We start from the raw sequence: 18,372 nt of genomic DNA, 5'->3' as shown, positions 1-18,372 counted from the left end.
GGTGGAGTAGGTACTGTTCGGGGATGCTGACCGTTACTTCTGTGAATGTTAATGGGCTCCGCGCCGCCGCCAAGAAGGGCTTCGTCGAGTGGCTGGCAGAGACCGACGCCGATGTGATCTGCCTCCAGGAAGTGCGGGCCGAGCTCGCCCAGCTGCCCGAAGGGGTGGGCGCCCCCGAAGGGTGGCACACCGTCCACGCGCCCGCCGCCGCCAAGGGCCGTGCCGGCGTTTCGCTCTACTCGCGGCAGGCCCCCGAGCGGGTCCAGATCGGCTTCGGCGGCTTCGGGGTGCCCGGCGCCGAGGAGTTCGACACGAGCGGCCGGTATGCGGAGATCGACCTCCCCGGTGTCACCGTCGCGAGCCTGTACCTGCCCTCCGGCGAGGTCGGCACCGAGCGCCAGGACGAGAAGGAGCGCTTCATGGCGGCCTTCCTGCCCTACCTCCAGGGCCTGAAGAGCCGGGCGGCGGCGGACGGCCGTGAGGTCGTGGTCTGCGGCGACTGGAACATCGCCCACCAGGAGGCCGACCTGAAGAACTGGAAGGCCAACCGCAAGAGCTCCGGCTTCCTCCCCGAAGAGCGCGCCTGGCTGACCCGCGTCCTGGAGGAGGCCGCGTACGTCGACGTCGTGCGCCGGCTGCACCCGGACGTCGAGGGGCCGTACAGCTGGTGGTCGTACCGCGGGCGCGCCTTCGACAACGACAGCGGCTGGCGGATCGACTACCAGATGGCGACCCCGGGGCTGGCCGGGCGGGCGGTGAAGGCCTGGGTCGAGCGGGCCGCCACGCACGGCGAGCGCTGGAGCGACCACGCGCCGGTGACGGTCGTCTACGAGCGGTAGGCCTGCGGTACGAGCGGGAGGGGGCAGTCCTGCGGCACGGGGGCCGCTACGCCTTCGGAGGCTGTCTGCCGTCCACGCGGCGCAGCCTCCGGTCCAGGGCCATCGACAGCTCCGCGTCCACCACCGCACGGGCCAGCGGGCGCAGTTGGGCCGGTTCGGTCTCGGCGGCGTGGGCATGCAGTACGCGTACGAAGATCTCGGCGAGCGCGTCCGCGTGCTCGCGGACGCGGCGGCCCGAGGAGAGCACCGTGGACAGCGGCACCCCTTCCCGTACGAGCTCGGCCGACACCTCCAGGAGGCGGCGGCTGATGTGCACGATCTCGTCCCCGTCGGTGGCGAGATAGCCCAGGTCCAGCGCGGTGGCGAGGTTCTCCGGTGTGACCTCGCCCTCGAAGTAGTCCGCGAGCTGTTCCGGGGTCAGCCGGACCGGGGTCTCCTCGGTCGGCTCGCCCAGGCCGAGCACCTCGGCGACATCGCGGCCGCTCTCGAAGGTGGCGGCCAGGTCGGCGATGCCGTTGAGGGTGTGGCCGCGCTCCAGCAGGCCCGCGATGGTCCGCAGCCGGGCCAGGTGGTGGTCGTCGTACCAGGCGATGCGGCCCTCGCGGCGAGGCGGCGGAATCAGCCCGCGCTCCCGGTAGAAGCGCAGGGTCCGCACGGTGATGCCGGCCTCCTTGGCCAGCTCCTCCATGCGGTATTCGCGGTGCTCGCGTCCTTCAGCCACAGGGGCACCCTATGTTGTACCGCCGGTAACTTTCCTCGGTCGGCCCCCTACCCATCAGTACGGTCCTGCTCTACTCTCCGAACCATGCCAGTGATTGCTGGCGTGATCGCGTGACGTACCGCGGGAGGCGGCAGCATGGCCCAGCAGGAGCACGTACGTGTGGCGGTGATCGGAACCGGATTCGGGGGCCTGGGGGCCGCCGTCCGGCTGCGCCGCGAAGGCATCACCGATTTCGTCGTCCTGGAGCGGGCGGACTCGGTGGGCGGCACCTGGCGCGACAACAGCTATCCCGGCTGCGCCTGCGACGTACCGTCCCACCTCTACTCCTTCTCCTTCGCGCCCAACCCCGACTGGCCGCGCACCTTCTCCGGGCAGGAGCACATCCGCGCCTACCTGGAGCGCGTCGCCGACACCTTCGGGCTCCGCCCGCACATCCGGCTGAACCACGAGGTGAAGCTGATGAGCTGGGACAAGGAGAACCTGTACTGGGTGATCGAGTCCGCGGGCGGCACCACCCTCCACGCGGATGTCGTCATCTCCGCCACCGGGCCGCTCTCCGACCCCAAGATGCCCGACATACCCGGGCTCGACTCCTTCCCCGGCAAGGTCTTCCACTCCGCGCGCTGGGACCACGACTACGACCTGGCCGGCAAGCGCGTCGCGATGGTCGGAACGGGCGCCTCCGCGATCCAGATCGTCCCGGCGATACAGCCGAAGACCGCGAAGCTCACACTCTTCCAGCGCACCCCGCCCTGGGTCATGCCGCGCATGGACCGCACCATCAGCAAGGCCGAGCGCGCCCTCCACCGGGCGGTCCCCGTCACCGGCACCGCGCGCCGCGGACTGCTGTGGGGCATACGGGAGTTGCAGGTCAGCGCCTTCACCAAGCACCCCGACCAGCTGGGCCTGGTGGAGAAGATAGCCAAGTCCAACATGGCGCGGGCGATCAAGGACCCGGCTCTGCGGGCCAAGCTGACCCCGGACTACCGCATCGGCTGCAAGCGGATCCTGCTCTCCAGCACGTACTACCCGGCGCTCGCCCAGCCCAATGTGGATGTGGTCGCCTCCGGTCTCAGCGAGATACGCGGCTCCACGGTGGTCGCCGCCGACGGCACCGAGGCGGAGGTCGACGCGATCATCTTCGGCACCGGCTTCCATGTGACGGACATGCCGATCGCGGAGCGGGTCGTCGGCGAGGAGGGCATCACACTCGCCGAGTCCTGGAAGGACGGGATGAACTCGCTGCGCGGCGCGACCGCCGCGGGGTTCCCCAACTGGATGACGATCATCGGCCCCAACACGGGCCTCGGGAACTCCTCGATGATCCTGATGATCGAGTCCCAGCTGAACTACATGGCCGACTACCTGCGGCAGTTGAACGTCCTCGGCGGCCGCGCCGCGCTCGGCGCCCGGTCCGCCTCCGTCACCGCGTGGAACGACAAGGTCCAGCAGCGGATGAAGCGCACGGTGTGGAACACCGGCGGCTGCACCAGCTGGTACCTGGACGATTCGGGCCGCAACACCACGGTCTGGCCGGGCACGACGGGTGAGTTCCGGCGGCAGACGCGTTCGGTGGACCTCGCGGAGTACGACGTCATCCGGGCCGGCGCGGCGGGCGGTGCCCGACGGGCCGCCGGATCCGGGCGCGTACCCGAACAGCCCGGCCGCACCGACCGCGAGACCGTGACCGCCGCCGCGCCGGAAGCCGGTCCCGTCGCCGAGGAGGCCACGCGATGAGCCGCCTCCTGCACCGCGACGCCGTACCTCCAGTGCCCGCCGCCGAGGTGACCGTACGGTCGGCCGACGGCTCGCGGATACACGTCGAACTGCACGGCCCCGAGGACGCGCCCGCCGTCGTCCTCGCCCACGGCTGGACCTGCAACACCCGCTTCTGGGACGCCCAGATACGCGAACTGGCCGCCGACCACCGGGTCATCGCCTACGACCAGCGCGGCCACGGCCTCACCCCCGAACCGGGCCCCGGCGGCTACAGCACGAACGCGCTGGCCGACGACCTCGAAGCGGTCCTCGCCGGGACGCTCGCCCCGGGCCGCAAGGCGGTGCTCGTCGGGCACTCCATGGGCGGGATGACGCTGATGGCCGCTGCCGCCCGCCCCGGGCTGCGCGAGCACGCCGCCGCCGTTCTGCTCTGTTCCACCGGCAGCACGCGGCTGACCGCCGAGGCGCGCGTCCTGCCGCTGCGCGCGGGCGCGCTGCGCACCCGGCTCACCACCGTCGTACTGGGCGCGAAGGCGCCGCTCGGCCCGGTCACCCCGGTCTCGAAGAAGATCCTCAAGTACGCGACGATGGGCCGGGGTTCGGCTCCGGACCGGGTCGACGCCTGCGCCCGCATCGTGCACGCCTGCCCGCGCCGCGCGAGGGTGGAGTGGGGCCATGTGCTCGCCGACCTTGACCTCGCGACGGGCGTACGCGAGCTGCGGGTGCCGACCGCGGTGATCGCCGGCACGGACGACCGGCTGACCCCGCCGGTCCACGCCCGGACCATCGCCGCCGCGCTGCCGGTCGGCCTCGGCCTGACCGAGCTGGCCGGCATGGGGCACATGACGCCGGTGGAGGCCCCGGAGGCCGTCACGGCGAAGATCAGGGAGCTGGTCACCCGGTACGTCGCCCCGGGGGCGGCCGGCACGGGCACGGCCGCCACGGCGGAGAGGGAGGATGTCGCATGAGCAGCAGGCGGAATCTGGAGGGCCAGGTCGTCGTCGTCACCGGCGCGGCCCGGGGCGTGGGCGAGCTGCTGGCCCGCAAACTCTCCGCGCGCGGAGCGACGCTCGCCCTGGTCGGCCTGGAGGCGGACGAGCTGAAGCAGGTCTCCGAGCGGCTGCACGGCGAGAGCGACCACTGGTTCGCCGACGTCACCGACCACGCGGCGATGTCCCAGGTGGCACGCGAGGTGAAGGAACGCTTCGGCAAGGTCGACGTGGTCGTCGCCAACGCGGGCGTCGCCTCGGGCGGCCCGTTCGTCGACTCCGACCCGGACGCCTGGCGGCGGGTCATCGAGGTCAACCTCATCGGCGGCGCGGTCACCGGCCGGGCCTTCCTGCCGGTGCTGATGGAGAGCCGCGGCTACTTCCTCCAGATAGCGTCGCTGGCCGCGATCACCCCGGCCCCGATGATGACCGCGTACTGCGCGTCCAAGTCGGGCGTCGAGGCCTTCGCGCACAGCCTGCGCGCCGAGGTCGGCTACAAGGGTGTCAAGGTCGGCGTCGGCTATCTCTCCTGGACCGACACCGACATGGTGCGCGGCGCGGACCAGGACGACGTGATGCGCGAGCTGCGCCAGCGGCTGCCGTGGCCGATGAACCGCACGTACCCGCTCGGCCCGGCCGTCGACCGCATCGTCGACGGCATCGCGCGGCGCTCCGCGCACGTCTACGCCCAGTGGTGGCTGCGCGGGATGCAGTCGGTCCGGGGCTATCTGCCCTCCGTGATCGCGATCGGCGGACAGCGTGAGATGCGGCGCTTCGAACCGCGCCTGCACACGGTCTCGAAGGGCTTGGTGGGCGCCGGGGGAGCGGCGGACCAGGACGCGCGGGCGGAGCGCGCGGACCGGGGGTGACGGTGGGTAGCTGTCCGACATGCGTGAGATGTCGGGCCGTGTAACGCTGGGCACGGCCCCGCAGGGGGCCATCCCCCACGTACCCCACGCATCCCACAGGAGTGAACAGCATGGGTATCGCAGACCAGTTCAAGGACAAGGCGCAGGAGCTCGCCGACCAGGCCAAGCAGAAGGCCGGCCAGGGCAAGGACCAGGCCAAGGAGCGCGGCGAGCAGGCCCGCGACCAGAAGTCGGACTCCTCCTCGGGCATGAAGGACCGTGCCCAGGACGCGGCGGACCAGGCGCGCGAGCGTTTTGACCGTTGACGGTCGTTGAGGTGTGACGCGTACGCGCTGCGGTTCGCGCGTGCGTACGCGTTACGTCAGGAGGCGCACCCGGGTGACCGGGGGCGCCTCCTTCTTTGTCCTCAAGCGCCGGACGGGCTGAAAGACGCCCTCAAGCGCCGGGCGGGCTGGAGATGGCCGGCGCCGCCCTCAGGCGTTCCGCGGGGGCAGCGGTGGCCTCCTCAGGTCCGGGGCCGTGTCGTACGACGGTGGGGTCGCCGCCGGGTGGGCGGCCAGGAGGTCCAGGGCCAGGCGGACCGCGTCGTCCAGGACCGCGTAGCGGCCCTCCGCCCAGTCCAGGGGGGTGCGCAGGGCCTCCACGTCCGGTTCGACGCCGTGGTTCTCCACCGACCAGCCGTACGTGTCGAACCAGGCGGCGTTCATCGGGACCGTGATCACCGTGCCGTCGCCCAGCCGGTGGCGGCCGGTCATGCCGACCACGCCGCCCCAGGTGCGCTGGCCCACCACCGGGCCCAGTTTCAGCAGCCGGAACGCGGCGGTGATCATGTCGCCGTCGGAGGACGTCGCCTCGTCGGCCAGGGCGACGACCGGGCCGCGGGGTGCGTTGGAGGCGTAGCTCACCGCCTGGGCGTTGCGGGTGAGGTCCCAGCCGAGGATCGTGCGGGTGAGCTTCTCCACGACCAGTTCGCTGATGTGGCCGCCCGCGTTGCCCCGGACGTCCACGATCAGGGCCGGGCGGGAGACCTCCAGGCGCAGGTCGCGGTTGAACTGGGCCCAGCCGGAGCCGCCCATGTCCGGGATGTGCAGGTAGCCGCACTTGCCGCCGCTCAACTCCCGTACGACGTCGCGGCGTTTGGCCACCCAGTCCTGGTAGCGGAGCGGGCGTTCGTCGATCAGGGGCATGATCGCCACCCGGCGGGAGGGGCCGCCGCCGGCCGGGGAGAACGTCAGCTCGACCGTGGTGCCCCCTGCTGCCGTCAGCAAGGGGTACGGGCCCGTCACCGGGTCCACCGGGCGGCCGTCCACGTGGGTCAGGACCGCGCCCTCCCGGATGCCCGTACCCGCCAGCGGGGAGCGCGCCTTGGAGTCCGAGGAGTCGCCGGGCAGGATGCGCTGGAGCACCCAAGCGCCGTCCCGGCAGACCAGGTTGGCGCCGAGCAGACCGATCGCGCGCTGGTAGTGCGGCGGGCCCTCGTTGCGGCGGGCGGGGGAGACGTACGCGTGCGAGGTGCCCAGCTCGCCCAGTACCTCGCGCAGCAGATCCGCGAACTCGTCGGGTGAGGCGACCCGTTGGACGAGCGGGCGGTACTGGTCCAGGACGCCGTCCCAGTCGATGCCGCACATGTCCGGCTCCCAGAAGTAGGAGCGGATGATCCGGCCCGCCTCGCCGTACGCCTGCCGCCACTCCGCGCCCGGGTCGACCTCGTGCAGGATGCGGCGCAGGTCCAGATAGACCGTGGAGTCGGTGTCGCCGGGCTCGGTCGCCGGTACGGCGCGCAGTTCGCCGTCGTCCATCACGACGAGGCGGGTCGCGTCGCCGCTGACCGCGAACCAGTCGAGGTGGTCGACCAGTTCGGCCTTCCGGGCCTTCGCGATGTTGAAGTGCTCCAGGGTCGGCCGCCCCGACATGTCGGCCGGGTTCGCGAAGGTCTCGCCCAGCGCGCCCGAGATCGGCCAGCGCAGCCAGACCAGGCCGCCGCCGCTCACGGGGGCGAGCGCCGAGTACTTGGAGGCGGAGACCGGGAACGGCGTCACCCGGCTCTCCAGGCCCTCGAACTCCACCATGACCGTGGAGCCCTCGCCCGTACCTCCTGCTTCCGGAACGTCTATCGGGTCCAGGCCGCCCGCCGCCGGGCGTCCGTCCGGCGAGAGCGCGAAGGGCGAGGGCGTCGCCGAGGAGAGCGGGACCAGGTACGGGCGGCAGCCGAGCGGGAAGGAGAGGTCGCCGGTGTGAACGTCGTAGACCGGGTCGAAGCCGCGCCAGGAGAGGAAGGCCAGATAGCGGCCGTCCTCCGTGAAGACCGGGTTCTCGTCCTCGAAGCGGCCGTTGGTGACGTCGACGATCACCGGGGCGCCGGGGCCGGAGATCCGGGCCAGCTTGATCTGCCGCAGCGAGCGGCCGACGCCCGGGTGCGACCAGGTCAGCCAGTCGCCGTCGGGGGAGAAGGCGAGGTCGCGGACCGGGCCGTTGACGGAGCGGATCAGCTCGGTGAGGCCCGGGTGCTCGTCGACCGGCGCCGCGCTGTCCGGGGTCGCCGCGCCGGTGGCCGCGTGGAGGTCGGCCCGGGTCGAGCCGCTGGGGGGCTTCTCCGCGGTTTCCAGGGGCTCCGCCGCCTCCGCCTCGGGCTCCGCCGTGTCCAGGAGCAGCAGGCGGCCGTCGTTGGATGCGATGGCGAGGCGTTCGCCGTCCGGGTCGGAGATCATCTCCTGGACCCGGCCCAGCTGCCCGGTGGCCAGCCTGCGCGGCGGGCGGTCGCCGCTGGCGCGCGGCAGATAGGCGATCTCGACCGCGTCCGGCCCGTCCGCGTCGGTGACGTACGCGACCTGCCCGCCGCTGCCGAGCATCTCCGGCAGCCGCACCCGTACGCCGGGGGTGTCGGCGATGGTGCGGGCGGGGCCGTCGCGGTGGGTGAGCCAGTAGAGGCTGCCGCGTACGGTGACGGCGCTGGCCCGGCCCGTCTCGTCGACGGAGAGCGAGTCGACGTTGCTGGCGGCGGGCACCTGGTGGACGCGCCGGCCGGTGCGCGGCCCCCCGAGGCGTACCTCCAGCTTGCGCGGGGTGGCGTCGGGCGCCTCCAGGTCCTCGACGAGCCAGAGGTCGCCGGCGCACTGGTAGATCACCCGGTGGCCGTCGCTGGAGGCGTTGCGGGCGTAGAAGGCGTCGTGGTCGGTGTGGCGGCGCAGGTCGGTGCCGTCCATCAGGCAGGAGTAGAGGTTGCCGACGCCCTCGTGGTCGGAGAGGAACGCGATGCGGCGGCCGACGAACATCGGGTTGGCGAGGTGGCCGTCGATGTCCGGGAGCAGGCGTTCGCCGTGCAGCCACAGGCGGCCCATGGCCCCGCCCCGGTAGCGCTTCCAGGCGGCCGGTTCGTGCGGGGGCGTGCCGGTGAGCAGCAGGGTGCGGCGCTCGCCGTCGATGTCGGCGACCGCGATGTCGGAGACCGGGCCCCAGGGCAGCCGGCCGCCGGGGCTGCCGTCGGTGGGGACGCTGTAGGCCCAGGAGAAGTAGGAGAACGGCTGGTTGTGCGAGGACACGGCGAGGATCTGGCAGGCCTCGCCCGGATCGGGGCTCCAGCCGCAGACCCGGGCGTCGGTCGAGCCCCAGTACGTGAGCCGGCGGGCCGGTCCGCCGGCCACCGGGGCGAGGTGGATCTCGGGGTCCAGCGTGCGCCAGGTCGTGTAGGCGATGGAGGCGCCGTCGGGCGAGAAGCGCGGATGGCTGACCCGGGTCCGGTCGACGGTCACCCGCCAGGCCCGTTCCGGGCGGTGCCCGGCGCGGGCGAGGGGCGCGACCCAGAGGTCGTCCTCGGCCGCGAAGCACAGCAAGTCCTGGTGGAGGTGCGGGAAACGGAGATACGCGACGTCGTCACTCACCCCCCAATGTTTTCGGTGTGCGGAGCCCGGGGCAACTTGTGGTGCACGACACAAGCGAAACGATTTCGTTTCGCTGGGCGGTGGGGGTACGGTTCAGGTGTACGAAACAGTTTCGTTCGATGCCGAGCGGGACTGAGTGAGCATGAGCGGGACACCGGACAGGTGAAGCGAAGGAGGTCGGACCATGGCACGCACCAGGCTGACCCCCGAGCGTGAGGGCGAGCTCTACGAGGCCGTTCTCGACCTGCTCCGCGAGGTCGGCTACGACGCCCTGACCATGGACGCCATCGCCGCCCGCACCCGGTCCAGCAAGGCCACCCTCTACCGCCAGTGGGGCTCCAAGCCCGAGCTGGTCGCGAAGGCGCTGCGGCACAACAAGCCGGGGAACCTCGCGGACATCGACACCGGTTCGCTGCGCGGTGACTTCCATGCCGTGCTGAGCCGGACCGACGACTGCCAGATGGAGAAGGACGCCGCGCTGATGCGGGGTCTGAGCCATGCCGTCCATGAGTACCCCGAGCTGCTCCAGGCCCTGCGCGAGCTGCTGATCGAACCGGAGATGACCGGTTTCGACCAGATGCTGCAACGGGCGGTGGACCGGGGTGAGCTGCGTTCGGACAATCCGGCGCTGAAGTACATCCCGCACATGCTGGTCGGCGCGCTGGCCGCCCGGCAGCTGATCGAGGACCGTCCTGTCGACCAGGCGTTCCTCATCGATTACGTGGACTCCGTGGTTCTCCCCGCCCTCGGCGTCTGACGTCCCCGACCCACCCGCACGGCCCTCTCCCCGACGCTCCACCTGACACGCCGCTCTCGTCGTCGGGCTGGTTCCTCACGCCCAATTTCCACTCATACGACCTGACCGGGAGTACGCCCCCGTGGCCACTTTCCTCTACAAGCTCGGACGGCTCACCTTCCGCCGCCGCGGCTTCGTCGCCCTGATCTGGGTGGCGTTGCTGGCGGTCGCCGGAATCGGTGCGGCCACCGCGTCCACCGCCACCTCCAGTTCCTTCTCGATCCCCGGTACGGAGGCGCAGCGCGCCTTCGACCTCCTGGAAGAGCGCAACCCCGGCGGCAGCGCCGACGGTGCGACCGCCCGGGTCGTCTTCCAGGCGCCCGAGGGCGAGAAGGTGACCGACGCCGGGAACAAGCGCGAGATCAGCGGCATCGTCAAGGAGCTGCAGTCCGGCTCGGACCAGATCGCCGCGGTCGCCGACCCGTTCCAGCAGCAGGCCGTGAGCCAGAACGGTTCGACGGCGTACATCTCGGTCTCCTACAAGGTCAACTCCATGGAGCTGACCGACGCGACCCGCGACGCCCTGGAGGACGCGGGCAAGGAGGCGCAGAGCAGCGGCATGAAGGTGGAGATCGGCGGTGACGCCCTCCAGGTCATGCCGCACACCGGGACCGCCGAGATCATCGGCGTCGTCATCGCCGCCATCGTCCTCGTCATCACCTTCGGTTCGCTGATCGCGGCGGGTCTGCCGCTGGTGACCGCGCTCGTCGGGGTCGGCATCGGGGTCTCCACGATCACCGCCCTGGCCAGCGTGATGGACCTGGGCTCCACCACCTCGATCCTCGCCATGATGATCGGCCTCGCGGTCGGCATCGACTACGCCCTCTTCATCGTCTCCCGCTACCGCGCCGAGCTGGCGGAGGGCCGGGAGCGCGAGGAGGCCGCCGGACGGGCCGTGGGAACCGCCGGATCCGCGGTCGTCTTCGCGGGTCTGACCGTGGTCATCGCGCTGGCCGGTCTCGCCGTCGTCAACATCCCGATGCTGACGAAGATGGGCCTCGCCGCCGCCGGTACGGTCGCCATCGCCGTCCTCATCGCGCTCACCCTCGTCCCGGCCGCCCTCGGCTTCGCGGGCAAGCGGATCATGGGACGCAAGGTGCGCAAGGCCGCCGAGGCGGAGAAGAGCCCCGACGTCAAGCCGAACATGGGCACCCGCTGGGCGCGGTTCGTGCTGCGCAAGCCGGTCTGGGTGATGCTCGTGGGCGTCCTCGGCCTCGGCATCATCGCCGTACCGGCCGCCTCGCTGGAGATGGGCCTGCCCGACGACGGCGCCCAGCCGAAGTCGACCACGCAGCGCCAGGCGTACGACATGCTCTCGGACGGCTTCGGCCCCGGGTTCAACGGTCCGCTGCTGACCGTCGTCGACACGAAGAACAGCTCCGACGGGAAGGCCGCCGCCGACCGGGTCGCCGAGGAGATCGAGGCGCTCGGCGTCAGCGCCGTCATCCCGCCCGTCTTCAACAAGGCCGGCGACACCGCGACGATCACGGTCATCCCGAAGGACCGGCCGTCCTCCCACGCCACGGAGGAGGTCGTCCACGACATCCGTGACGCGGGCAAGGACATCAAGGCCGACACCGGGGCCGAGGTCCTGGTCACCGGCGCCACCGCGATGAACATCGACTTCTCGCAGAAGATGAACGACGCGCTGCTGCCCTACCTGGCGCTCGTCGTCGGCCTCGCGTTCCTGCTGCTGATGCTGGTCTTCCGCTCGATCCTCGTCCCGCTGAAGGCGGCCCTGGGCTTCCTGCTCTCGGTGGTCGCGGCCCTCGGCGCGGTCGTCGCGGTCTTCCAGTGGGGCTGGCTCGGCTCGCTCTTCGGCGTCGAGCAGACCGGTCCGATCATGAGCATGATGCCGATCTTCATGGTCGGTGTGGTCTTCGGTCTGGCGATGGACTACGAGGTCTTCCTCGTCACCCGGATGCGTGAGGCGTACGTCCACGGCGAGAGCCCGGGCCAGGCCATCGTGACCGGCTTCAACCACGGGGCGCGCGTGGTCACGGCGGCGGCCGTAATCATGATGGCGGTCTTCTCCGGCTTCATCGGCTCCAGCGAGCAGATGATCAAGATGATCGGCTTCTCGCTCGCCATCGCCGTCTTCTTCGACGCCTTCGTGGTGCGCATGGCGATCGTGCCCGCCGTCCTGGCGCTGCTGGGCCGGAAGGCCTGGTGGCTGCCCCGCTGGCTGGACCGCGCGCTGCCCAACGTGGACGTGGAGGGCGAGAAGCTGCAGAAGCAGCTGACCGACGAGCACGGCTCCGGGCAGGGGTCCGGTGACGGCGGCGGCGAGGGCGAGCGCGAGCTCGTCCGCGTCTGACCCGATCGCCGTGAGGCCTGCGAGGTTCGTGAGGCCTGCGAGCCCTTCGAGCTCCTGAGCCGTCCGCGCTCCTGAGCACCCCCGGCTCCGGGATCCGCGTCTGAGCGGAGCGCGGCCCCGGAAGCGCCGGTTACCTGTGGGGACGGGGACCGGGGCACAGCGAAAGCCCCCGTGCCGAGACGGCGCGGGGGCTTTCCGTGTTTCCCGGGGCCCGAGGGCTCAGCCGCGGGCCGGCTGAGCGCCTGCCTCCGGGCGGGTGGTGGTGGTCGTACGGGACGGCGGCTGCGGCTCCCGGCCGCCGTCCTTCGGCGCGGTCGACGCCTGCGCGCGGGCGCGGGCGAGGAAGCGCATCAGCGTCCGGATCTCGAACTGGAACACCTCGACGCCGTCGGTCGAGTGCAGCTCCACGATCAGCTGCGTACGGCCGCACGGCCAGACGCGGACGGCGCCGCGCTCGATCGGGGTGCGCAGGCCGCGTTCCAGGAGGTCGAGCCCGAACGCCCAGTCGACGCCGTCGGGCAGCCCGATGTGGACGGTTCGCCGTTCGTCGGCCGGGTCGTAGCGCAGGTCCACGGGGACCGGACGGGTCAGAGGGCCATCGGTGATGAGCCGGGCCCGAGCATGTACTTCGACGACAGGGGACATAGGCCGGCTCCTCCTATATGTGTAGCTCTGCCCTCTAATGTCCCATATTTCGCGGAAGTGGCACGGTGAGCGTGCGCTCACGTGACAGCGGGTGAGCCCGAGGGCTCGTGCGGCCCAGATGCTGGACTGCTGCTCTTGCGCATGGTTCGCAGGAGGGCACTATTATTGATGGGTTCATGACCCCGCCCCGCAGGACCGCGTCCGCAGGGCGCGGAGACCGCGTGGACCCCGCAGGAAGCGGAGCCTCCCATGCATGTACCCGATGGATTCATCGATGCACCTGTCTCCGTGGCCGCCGGGGTGGTGGCCGCCGGTGCGGTGGCGGTCAGCCTGCGCGGCGCGCGCCGCGAGCTGGACGAGCGCACCGCCCCGCTCGCCGGACTCGTCGCCGCCTTCATCTTCGCCGTGCAGATGCTCAACTTCCCGGTGGCCGCCGGCACCAGCGGCCACCTGATGGGAGGGGCGCTGGCCGCGATCCTCGTCGGGCCCTACACCGGGGTGCTCTGCGTCGCGGTGGTGCTGCTGATGCAGGGCGTCTTCTTCGCCGACGGCGGCCTCACCGCCCTCGGCGTCAACATCACCGTCATGGGCGTCGTCACCGTCGTCGTCGCGTACGGCCTGTTCCGGCTGCTGACCGGGGTGCTCCCGCGCACCCGGCGGTCGGCCACCGCCTCCGCGTTCGTCGCCGCCCTGGTCTCCGTACCGGCCGCGGCCGCCGCCTTCACGCTCCTCTACTGGATCGGCGGCACCACCGACATCCCGATCGGCAAGGTCTTCACCGCCATGGTCGGCGTACACGTCCTGATCGGCATCGGCGAGGCGGTCATCACCGCGCTGACCGTGGGCGCGGTCCTGGCCGTGCGCCCCGACCTCGTCCACGGCGTCAGCGGACTCGCCGCCCCCCTCAAGCTCCGGATCGACGGCGAACTGGTCGACGCCCCGGCCGCCACCCGCGACCCCGAGCCCGCCACCGCTCCCCGCTCCAACCGGGGATTCTGGATCACCGGCCTGGTCTCGGCCTTCCTCCTCGCCGGGGTCGTCTCCTTCTACGCCTCCGCCAACCCGGACGGCCTGGAGAAGGTCGCCGCCGACCAGGGCATCGACGAGAAGGCGGAGGAGCACGGCGCGGCCGACTCCCCGCTCGCCGACTACGGCGTCGGCGACATCGCCGACGCCCGGCTCTCCGGCGGCCTCGCCGGGGTGATCGGCGTCAGCGCCACCGTCGTCGTCGGCACCGGGGTGTTCTGGGTCGTGCGCCGCCGCAGGGAAGAGCCCGGCGCGGCGCCCCACGACCGCGACCACGAGAGCGTCTGACATGGGTGCGGGCCACGCCCACAAGCTCTACCGGCAGGGACACTCGCCGGTCCACGACCTGCCGCCGCACTGCAAACTCGCGGCCGTGTTCTGCTTCGTGCTCGTGGTCGTCTGCACCCCGCGCGAGGCGATGTGGGCCTTCGGGCTGTACGCGGCGCTGCTCGCCGCCGTCGCCGCCGTGGCCCGCACACCCGCCGGCTTCCTGCTGAAGCGGCTCGTCGTCGAGGTGCCGTTCGTCGCGTTCGCCCTGCTCATGCCGTTCGTGGTGCCGGGCGAGCAGACGACCGTGCTCGGCCTCTCCGTCAGCGTCCCCGGCCTCTGGGGCGCCTGGAACGTGCTGGCCAAGGCCACCCTCGGCGTCGCCGCCTCGGTGCTCCTGGCCTCCACCACCGAACTGCGCGCCGTCCTGCTCGGCCTCCAGCGCCTCAAACTGCCGCCGCTGCTCGTCCAGATCGCCTCGTTCATGATCCGGTACGGGGACGTCGTCACCGACGAGATGCGGCGCATGGCCATCGCCCGCCGCTCCCGGGGCTTCGAGGCGCGCGGCGTACGGCAGTGGCGGGTGCTCGCGGCCTCGGCGGGCGCCCTGTTCATCCGCTCCTACGAACGCGGCGAACGCGTCCACCTCGCCATGGTCAGCCGGGGATACACGGGCACGATGCCGGTGATCGACGAGGTGACGGCGGACCGGACCCAATGGGCGTACGCGGCGACGCTCCCCGTACTCGCGCTCGCGATCTGTCTGCTGGGATGGACCCTGTGACCCCTGCCGTGGAAGACACCCCGCCGACCGCCCCGTCGCTCGAAGTCAGCGGCCTCGCCTACGCCTACCCCGACGGCCACCAGGCCCTCTTCGGGGTGAACCTGACCGTCGGGCGCGGCGAACGCGTCGCGCTGCTCGGTCCCAACGGAGCGGGCAAGACCACCCTCGTCCTGCACCTCAACGGCATCCTCGACGCCGGCTCGGGCACGGTGCGCGTCGCCGGACTCCCGGTCGCCAAACGGAATCTCGCCGAGATCCGCCGCCGGGTCGGCATCGTCTTCCAGGACCCCGACGACCAGCTGTTCATGCCCACCGTCCGCGAGGACGTCGCCTTCGGTCCGGCCTCCGCCGGACTGCGCGGTCCGGAGCTGGAGGAGCGGGTGCTGCACGCCCTGAAACAGGTCGGCATGGCGGAGTTCGCCGCCCGGCCGCCGCACCACCTCTCCTTCGGGCAGCGCCGCCGCGTCGCCGTCGCCACCGTCCTCGCGATGGAGCCGGAGATCCTCGTCCTGGACGAACCCTCGTCCAACCTGGACCCGGCCTCCCGCCGCGAACTGGCCGACATCCTGCGGTCCTTGGACGTCACCGTGCTGATGGTCACCCACGACCTGCCGTACGCCCTGGAGCTCTGCCCGCGCGCCGTGATCCTCAGCGAGGGTGTCATCGCCGCCGACGACCGTACGCAGGACCTCCTCTGCGACGAGGAGCTGATGCGCTCCCACCGGCTGGAGCTGCCGTTCGGCTTCGACCCGCGTTCGGTCACGGTTCCATCGCCGTAAACAGATCGTGACAGTGCGGTGGTCACGGCGACCCGCTCCGCGAACACCCCGCCGGGACGTGCACCATGGAGGGATGAGCGGGAGCGCGGGAGTGAGTACGACGGGCGCGGAAGCGGAAGCGGAACCGGAACCGGCCACGGAGGCGAGAGCGGGAGCGGGCACGGACGAGGCGGAGGCCGTGAACGCGTCCGCCTCCGGGTCCGGGTCGGGGACGGGGGCCGCGTCCACGTCCGGCTCCGCCTCCGGGGCCGTGGCCGGTGCCGTGGACGTACGGGGCACGGTGGCGCCCGGGTTCGAACCGGTCGCGGACGCCTTCGTCCGCAACTTCGAGCAGCGCGGGGAGCGCGGCGCGGCCGTCGCCGTCTACCGCCACGGGCGCAAGGTCGTCGACCTGTGGGCCGGTACGAGGGACGTCGACGGCACCGAACCGTGGGCCGTCGACACCGTCCAGATCGTCCGCTCGGCCGGCAAGGGCATCGCCGCCGCCGTCCCGCTCCTCCTCCACCAGCGCGGACAGGTCGACCTGGACGCCCCGGTCTCCACCTACTGGCCGGAGTTCAAGACGAACGGCAAGGAACGCGTCCTCGTCCGCGACCTCCTCGCCCACCGGGCCGGGGTGCCCGCCCTGGACACCGCCCTCACCCCCGCCGAGGCCGCCGACGGGGTCTCCGGGCCCGCCGCCGTCGCCGCCCAGCGCCCGCAGTGGGAGCCCGGCACCGACCACGGCTACCACGCCCAGACCTACAGCTGGCTGATCGGCGAACTGGTCCGCCGCGCCACCGGCCGCACCATCGGCCGCTGGATCGCCGAGGAGATCGCCCGCCCGCTCGGCCTCGACTTCTGGTTCGGGCTCCCCGCCGACGAGGCCCACCGCATCGGACGCATCGGCCCCGTGGAACCCCCGGCCGCGGCCGCCTCGTCGGGCGCCCTGCGCGTACGCCCCAAGCGCTCCGTCGTCGAGGCGTACAACGACCCGGAGTCGCTCACCCGCCGGGCGTTCGCCGCGATCGACCCGTTCCCCGACGAGAACGACCCCGCCTACCGCGCGGCCGAACTCCCCGCGTCGGGCGGCATCGCGACCGCCCGGGGCCTGGCCCGCTGCTACGCCGCGATGATCGGCCCGGTCGACGGCCACCGCCGGCTGTTCGCCCCCGCGACGCTCACCCTGGCCCGCACCGAGGAGTCGGCGGGCCCGGACCGCGTCCTGGTCGTCAACACCCGGTTCGGCCTCGGCTACATGCTGCACGGTCCGGCCTCGCCGCTGCTGGGCCCCGGCTCCTTCGGCCACCCGGGACGCGGCGGCTCCCTCGGCTTCGCCGACCCGGAGTCGGGCATCGCGCTCGGCTATGTGACCAACGGTCTCCAGAAGGGAGTCACCGCCGACCCCCGTGCCCAGGCACTGGTCAGGGCAGTACGGTCGGCGCTATGAGACACGAGCGGACATCAGCCCGGTTCGACGGCTACAGCGTCCTGATCACCGCCGCCGGCCAGGGCATAGGCGCGGCAACGGCCCGCCGCCTGGCGGCGGAAGGGGCCTCCGTCCTCGTCACCGACCTGGACGCCAAGCGTGCCGCGCACACGGCGGCGGCGATCCGCGAGGCGGGCGGCAGCGCCGCGTCCCTCGTCTGCGATGTGGCCGACCGGGCGGCGGTGGAGGCGGCGGTGGCGTACGCCGTCGAGACCTTCGGCGGCCTGGACGTCCTGGTCAACAACGCGTACGCGGCGGGCCAGGACGAGCCGCTCTTCGAGGACGAGTCGGACGCGACCTGGGAACGCGACCTGGACATCACCCTCTCTGGCCCGTTCCGCTGCGCCCGCGCCGCGCTGCCGCACCTGGTCGCCTCGGGCCGGGGCGCGATCGTCACCATCGGCTCGGTCAACGGCGAACAGGACTTCGGCGGCCACGCGTACAGCGCCGCCAAGGCGGGCCTGGCCAGCCTGACCCGTACGCTCGCGGGCCACGCGGGACCGCGCGGTGTCCGCGTCAACCTGGTCGCCCCCGGCACGATCCGCACCGACGCCTGGGCGGGCCGCGACGCGGAGTTGGCCCGGGCGGCGGCCCTCTACCCGCTCGGCCGGGTCGGCACCCCCGAGGACATCGCGTCCGCCGTCGCCTTCCTCGCCTCCACCGACGCGGCCTGGATCACCGGGACGACGCTGCGCGTGGACGGCGGGATCCTCGCGGTGAACACCGGCTTCCGGCAGGCGATGGCGCAGCCGTAATTCCGTGGCCGGGTACCGCGAGGGGGCCTACCCTGCGCGGATGATCGACCACGGACACACCGACAAGACCGGCCGCCCCGTCACCCTCCACGAGGTGGACGCGGACAACTGGCGGGCGGTCGCCGACAGCGCCCCCCACGACGACCAGCGCGACTGGGTCCCGGCCCTGGCCGCCCGTTACCTGGTCCTGAGCAGCCGGGAGGACACCTGGCACTCGCTGGCGGTCCTGGCCGGCGACCGGGTGACCGGCCACATCATGTGGGGCCGGGACGAGGAGGACGGCTCGTACTGGATCGGCGGCATGCTGATCGACGCCGCCCACCAGGGCACGGGCATCGGCGGAGCCGCCGTACGCACCCTGGCGGCCTGGCTCTCCGCCCGCGAGGACAGCACCGCCGTACGCCTCTCGTACGCCCCGGAGAACGAGGCCGCCGCCCACCTGTACACCGCGCTCGGCTTCCGGCCGACGGGGGTGGAGGAGGACGGGGAGGTGGTGGCGGAGCTGCGGTAGGACGTCATC

Annotated in this window: 16 protein-coding genes; 13 read left to right on the top strand and 3 right to left on the bottom strand. The window is 72.2% G+C overall.

Translation table 11 applies throughout. The features are described 5' to 3' along the window. The first annotated feature begins 23 nt into the window (after nt 1–23). Nucleotides 24–839, top strand: a complete 816-nt coding sequence (locus KV381_RS14400) for an exodeoxyribonuclease III (protein WP_098023793.1) — start codon at nt 24–26, stop codon at nt 837–839. A 46-nt stretch (nt 840–885) separates the two neighbouring features. Here the strand turns inward: KV381_RS14400 and KV381_RS14395 are convergent, their stop codons facing one another. Next, the gene (locus KV381_RS14395) at nt 886–1,527 is read right to left on the bottom strand and encodes a MerR family transcriptional regulator (RefSeq protein ID WP_218787225.1); all 642 of its coding nucleotides are present in this window, start codon (nt 1,525–1,527) and stop codon (nt 886–888) included. Between the two features lie 168 nt (nt 1,528–1,695). Between KV381_RS14395 and KV381_RS14390 the strand changes: the two genes are divergently transcribed. From KV381_RS14390 to KV381_RS14375, 4 genes are all read left to right on the top strand, one after another. Then, nucleotides 1,696–3,297, top strand: coding sequence for an NAD(P)/FAD-dependent oxidoreductase (locus KV381_RS14390; protein ID WP_086779465.1), 1,602 nt, complete (start codon nt 1,696–1,698; stop codon nt 3,295–3,297). Beyond that, nucleotides 3,294–4,247: an alpha/beta fold hydrolase gene (locus tag KV381_RS14385; protein ID WP_086779464.1), complete on the top strand. Its 954-nt coding sequence runs from the start codon at nt 3,294–3,296 to the stop codon at nt 4,245–4,247. Before KV381_RS14390 ends, KV381_RS14385 begins: the two co-directional genes overlap by 4 nt. Next, nucleotides 4,244–5,137, top strand: coding sequence for an SDR family oxidoreductase (locus KV381_RS14380; protein ID WP_086779463.1), 894 nt, complete (start codon nt 4,244–4,246; stop codon nt 5,135–5,137). The genes KV381_RS14385 and KV381_RS14380 overlap by 4 nt, the downstream gene beginning before the upstream one ends. Before the next feature lie 110 nt (nt 5,138–5,247). Further along, entirely contained in the window at nt 5,248–5,442 is a 195-nt protein-coding gene (locus KV381_RS14375; RefSeq protein ID WP_030078470.1) for a hypothetical protein, read from the top strand. 168 nt (nt 5,443–5,610) lie between these two features. Here the strand turns inward: KV381_RS14375 and KV381_RS14370 are convergent, their stop codons facing one another. Then, nucleotides 5,611–9,015 carry a S41 family peptidase gene (locus tag KV381_RS14370; protein ID WP_086779462.1) on the bottom strand — a complete coding sequence of 1,135 codons (3,405 nt, stop codon included), beginning with the start codon at nt 9,013–9,015 and terminating at the stop codon, nt 5,611–5,613. Nucleotides 9,016–9,199: 184 nt separating this feature from the next. Between KV381_RS14370 and KV381_RS14365 the strand changes: the two genes are divergently transcribed. After that, on the top strand, nt 9,200–9,772 hold the full coding sequence (locus tag KV381_RS14365) for a TetR/AcrR family transcriptional regulator (protein ID WP_030078466.1): 573 nt from the start codon (nt 9,200–9,202) through the stop codon (nt 9,770–9,772). A 121-nt stretch (nt 9,773–9,893) separates the two neighbouring features. Continuing rightward, entirely contained in the window at nt 9,894–12,128 is a 2,235-nt protein-coding gene (locus KV381_RS14360; RefSeq protein ID WP_218785342.1) for an MMPL family transporter, read from the top strand. 219 nt (nt 12,129–12,347) lie between these two features. Here KV381_RS14360 and KV381_RS14355 read toward each other — a convergent pair whose 3' ends face one another. Next, the gene (locus KV381_RS14355) at nt 12,348–12,773 is read right to left on the bottom strand and encodes an SsgA family sporulation/cell division regulator (protein WP_103538843.1); all 426 of its coding nucleotides are present in this window, start codon (nt 12,771–12,773) and stop codon (nt 12,348–12,350) included. Between the two features lie 249 nt (nt 12,774–13,022). Between KV381_RS14355 and KV381_RS14350 the strand changes: the two genes are divergently transcribed. The 6 genes from KV381_RS14350 (at nt 13,023) to KV381_RS14325 (ending at nt 18,363) form a co-directional block, all read left to right on the top strand. Further along, entirely contained in the window at nt 13,023–14,087 is a 1,065-nt protein-coding gene (locus KV381_RS14350; RefSeq protein WP_193463114.1) for an energy-coupling factor ABC transporter permease, read from the top strand. A 1-nt stretch (nt 14,088) separates the two neighbouring features. Continuing rightward, nucleotides 14,089–14,850: a cobalt ECF transporter T component CbiQ gene (gene cbiQ, locus KV381_RS14345; RefSeq protein ID WP_030624902.1), complete on the top strand. Its 762-nt coding sequence runs from the start codon at nt 14,089–14,091 to the stop codon at nt 14,848–14,850. After that, nucleotides 14,838–15,629 (top strand): energy-coupling factor ABC transporter ATP-binding protein, encoded by a 792-nt coding sequence (locus KV381_RS14340; RefSeq protein WP_030078456.1) that lies wholly within the window; start codon nt 14,838–14,840, stop codon nt 15,627–15,629. The genes cbiQ and KV381_RS14340 overlap by 13 nt, the downstream gene beginning before the upstream one ends. 262 nt (nt 15,630–15,891) lie before the next feature. Then, complete coding sequence (locus tag KV381_RS14335) at nt 15,892–17,058, top strand: serine hydrolase domain-containing protein (protein ID WP_103538853.1); 1,167 nt, start codon at nt 15,892–15,894, stop codon at nt 17,056–17,058. Continuing rightward, nucleotides 17,055–17,852, top strand: a complete 798-nt coding sequence (locus tag KV381_RS14330; protein ID WP_086779458.1) for an SDR family NAD(P)-dependent oxidoreductase — start codon at nt 17,055–17,057, stop codon at nt 17,850–17,852. The genes KV381_RS14335 and KV381_RS14330 overlap by 4 nt, the downstream gene beginning before the upstream one ends. A 40-nt stretch (nt 17,853–17,892) precedes the next feature. Beyond that, on the top strand, nt 17,893–18,363 hold the full coding sequence (locus KV381_RS14325) for a GNAT family N-acetyltransferase (protein ID WP_218785341.1): 471 nt from the start codon (nt 17,893–17,895) through the stop codon (nt 18,361–18,363). The last annotated feature ends 9 nt before the right edge of the window (nt 18,364–18,372 follow it).

The organism is Streptomyces sp. WY228 (assembly GCF_019287315.1).
In the GTDB taxonomy this organism is placed as follows: Bacteria; Actinomycetota; Actinomycetes; order Streptomycetales; family Streptomycetaceae; genus Streptomyces; species Streptomyces caviscabies.
This window is presented reverse-complemented; position numbering and strand designations above follow the sequence as displayed.

What these genes read in the sequence shown, in the direction of transcription:
- KV381_RS14400 (WP_098023793.1), top strand. Translation starts at nt 24, where the DNA reads ATGCTGACCGTTACTTCTGTGAATGTTAATGGGCTCCGCGCCGCCGCC.
- KV381_RS14395 (WP_218787225.1), bottom strand. Translation starts at nt 1,527, where the DNA reads ATGGAGGAGCTGGCCAAGGAGGCCGGCATCACCGTGCGGACCCTGCGC.
- KV381_RS14390 (WP_086779465.1), top strand. Translation starts at nt 1,696, where the DNA reads ATGGCCCAGCAGGAGCACGTACGTGTGGCGGTGATCGGAACCGGATTC.
- KV381_RS14385 (WP_086779464.1), top strand. Translation starts at nt 3,294, where the DNA reads ATGAGCCGCCTCCTGCACCGCGACGCCGTACCTCCAGTGCCCGCCGCC.
- KV381_RS14380 (WP_086779463.1), top strand. Translation starts at nt 4,244, where the DNA reads ATGAGCAGCAGGCGGAATCTGGAGGGCCAGGTCGTCGTCGTCACCGGC.
- KV381_RS14375 (WP_030078470.1), top strand. Translation starts at nt 5,248, where the DNA reads ATGGGTATCGCAGACCAGTTCAAGGACAAGGCGCAGGAGCTCGCCGAC.
- KV381_RS14365 (WP_030078466.1), top strand. Translation starts at nt 9,200, where the DNA reads ATGGCACGCACCAGGCTGACCCCCGAGCGTGAGGGCGAGCTCTACGAG.
- KV381_RS14355 (WP_103538843.1), bottom strand. Translation starts at nt 12,773, where the DNA reads ATGTCCCCTGTCGTCGAAGTACATGCTCGGGCCCGGCTCATCACCGAT.
- KV381_RS14350 (WP_193463114.1), top strand. Translation starts at nt 13,023, where the DNA reads ATGCATGTACCCGATGGATTCATCGATGCACCTGTCTCCGTGGCCGCC.
- cbiQ (WP_030624902.1), top strand. Translation starts at nt 14,089, where the DNA reads ATGGGTGCGGGCCACGCCCACAAGCTCTACCGGCAGGGACACTCGCCG.
- KV381_RS14340 (WP_030078456.1), top strand. Translation starts at nt 14,838, where the DNA reads ATGGACCCTGTGACCCCTGCCGTGGAAGACACCCCGCCGACCGCCCCG.
- KV381_RS14330 (WP_086779458.1), top strand. Translation starts at nt 17,055, where the DNA reads ATGAGACACGAGCGGACATCAGCCCGGTTCGACGGCTACAGCGTCCTG.
- KV381_RS14325 (WP_218785341.1), top strand. Translation starts at nt 17,893, where the DNA reads ATGATCGACCACGGACACACCGACAAGACCGGCCGCCCCGTCACCCTC.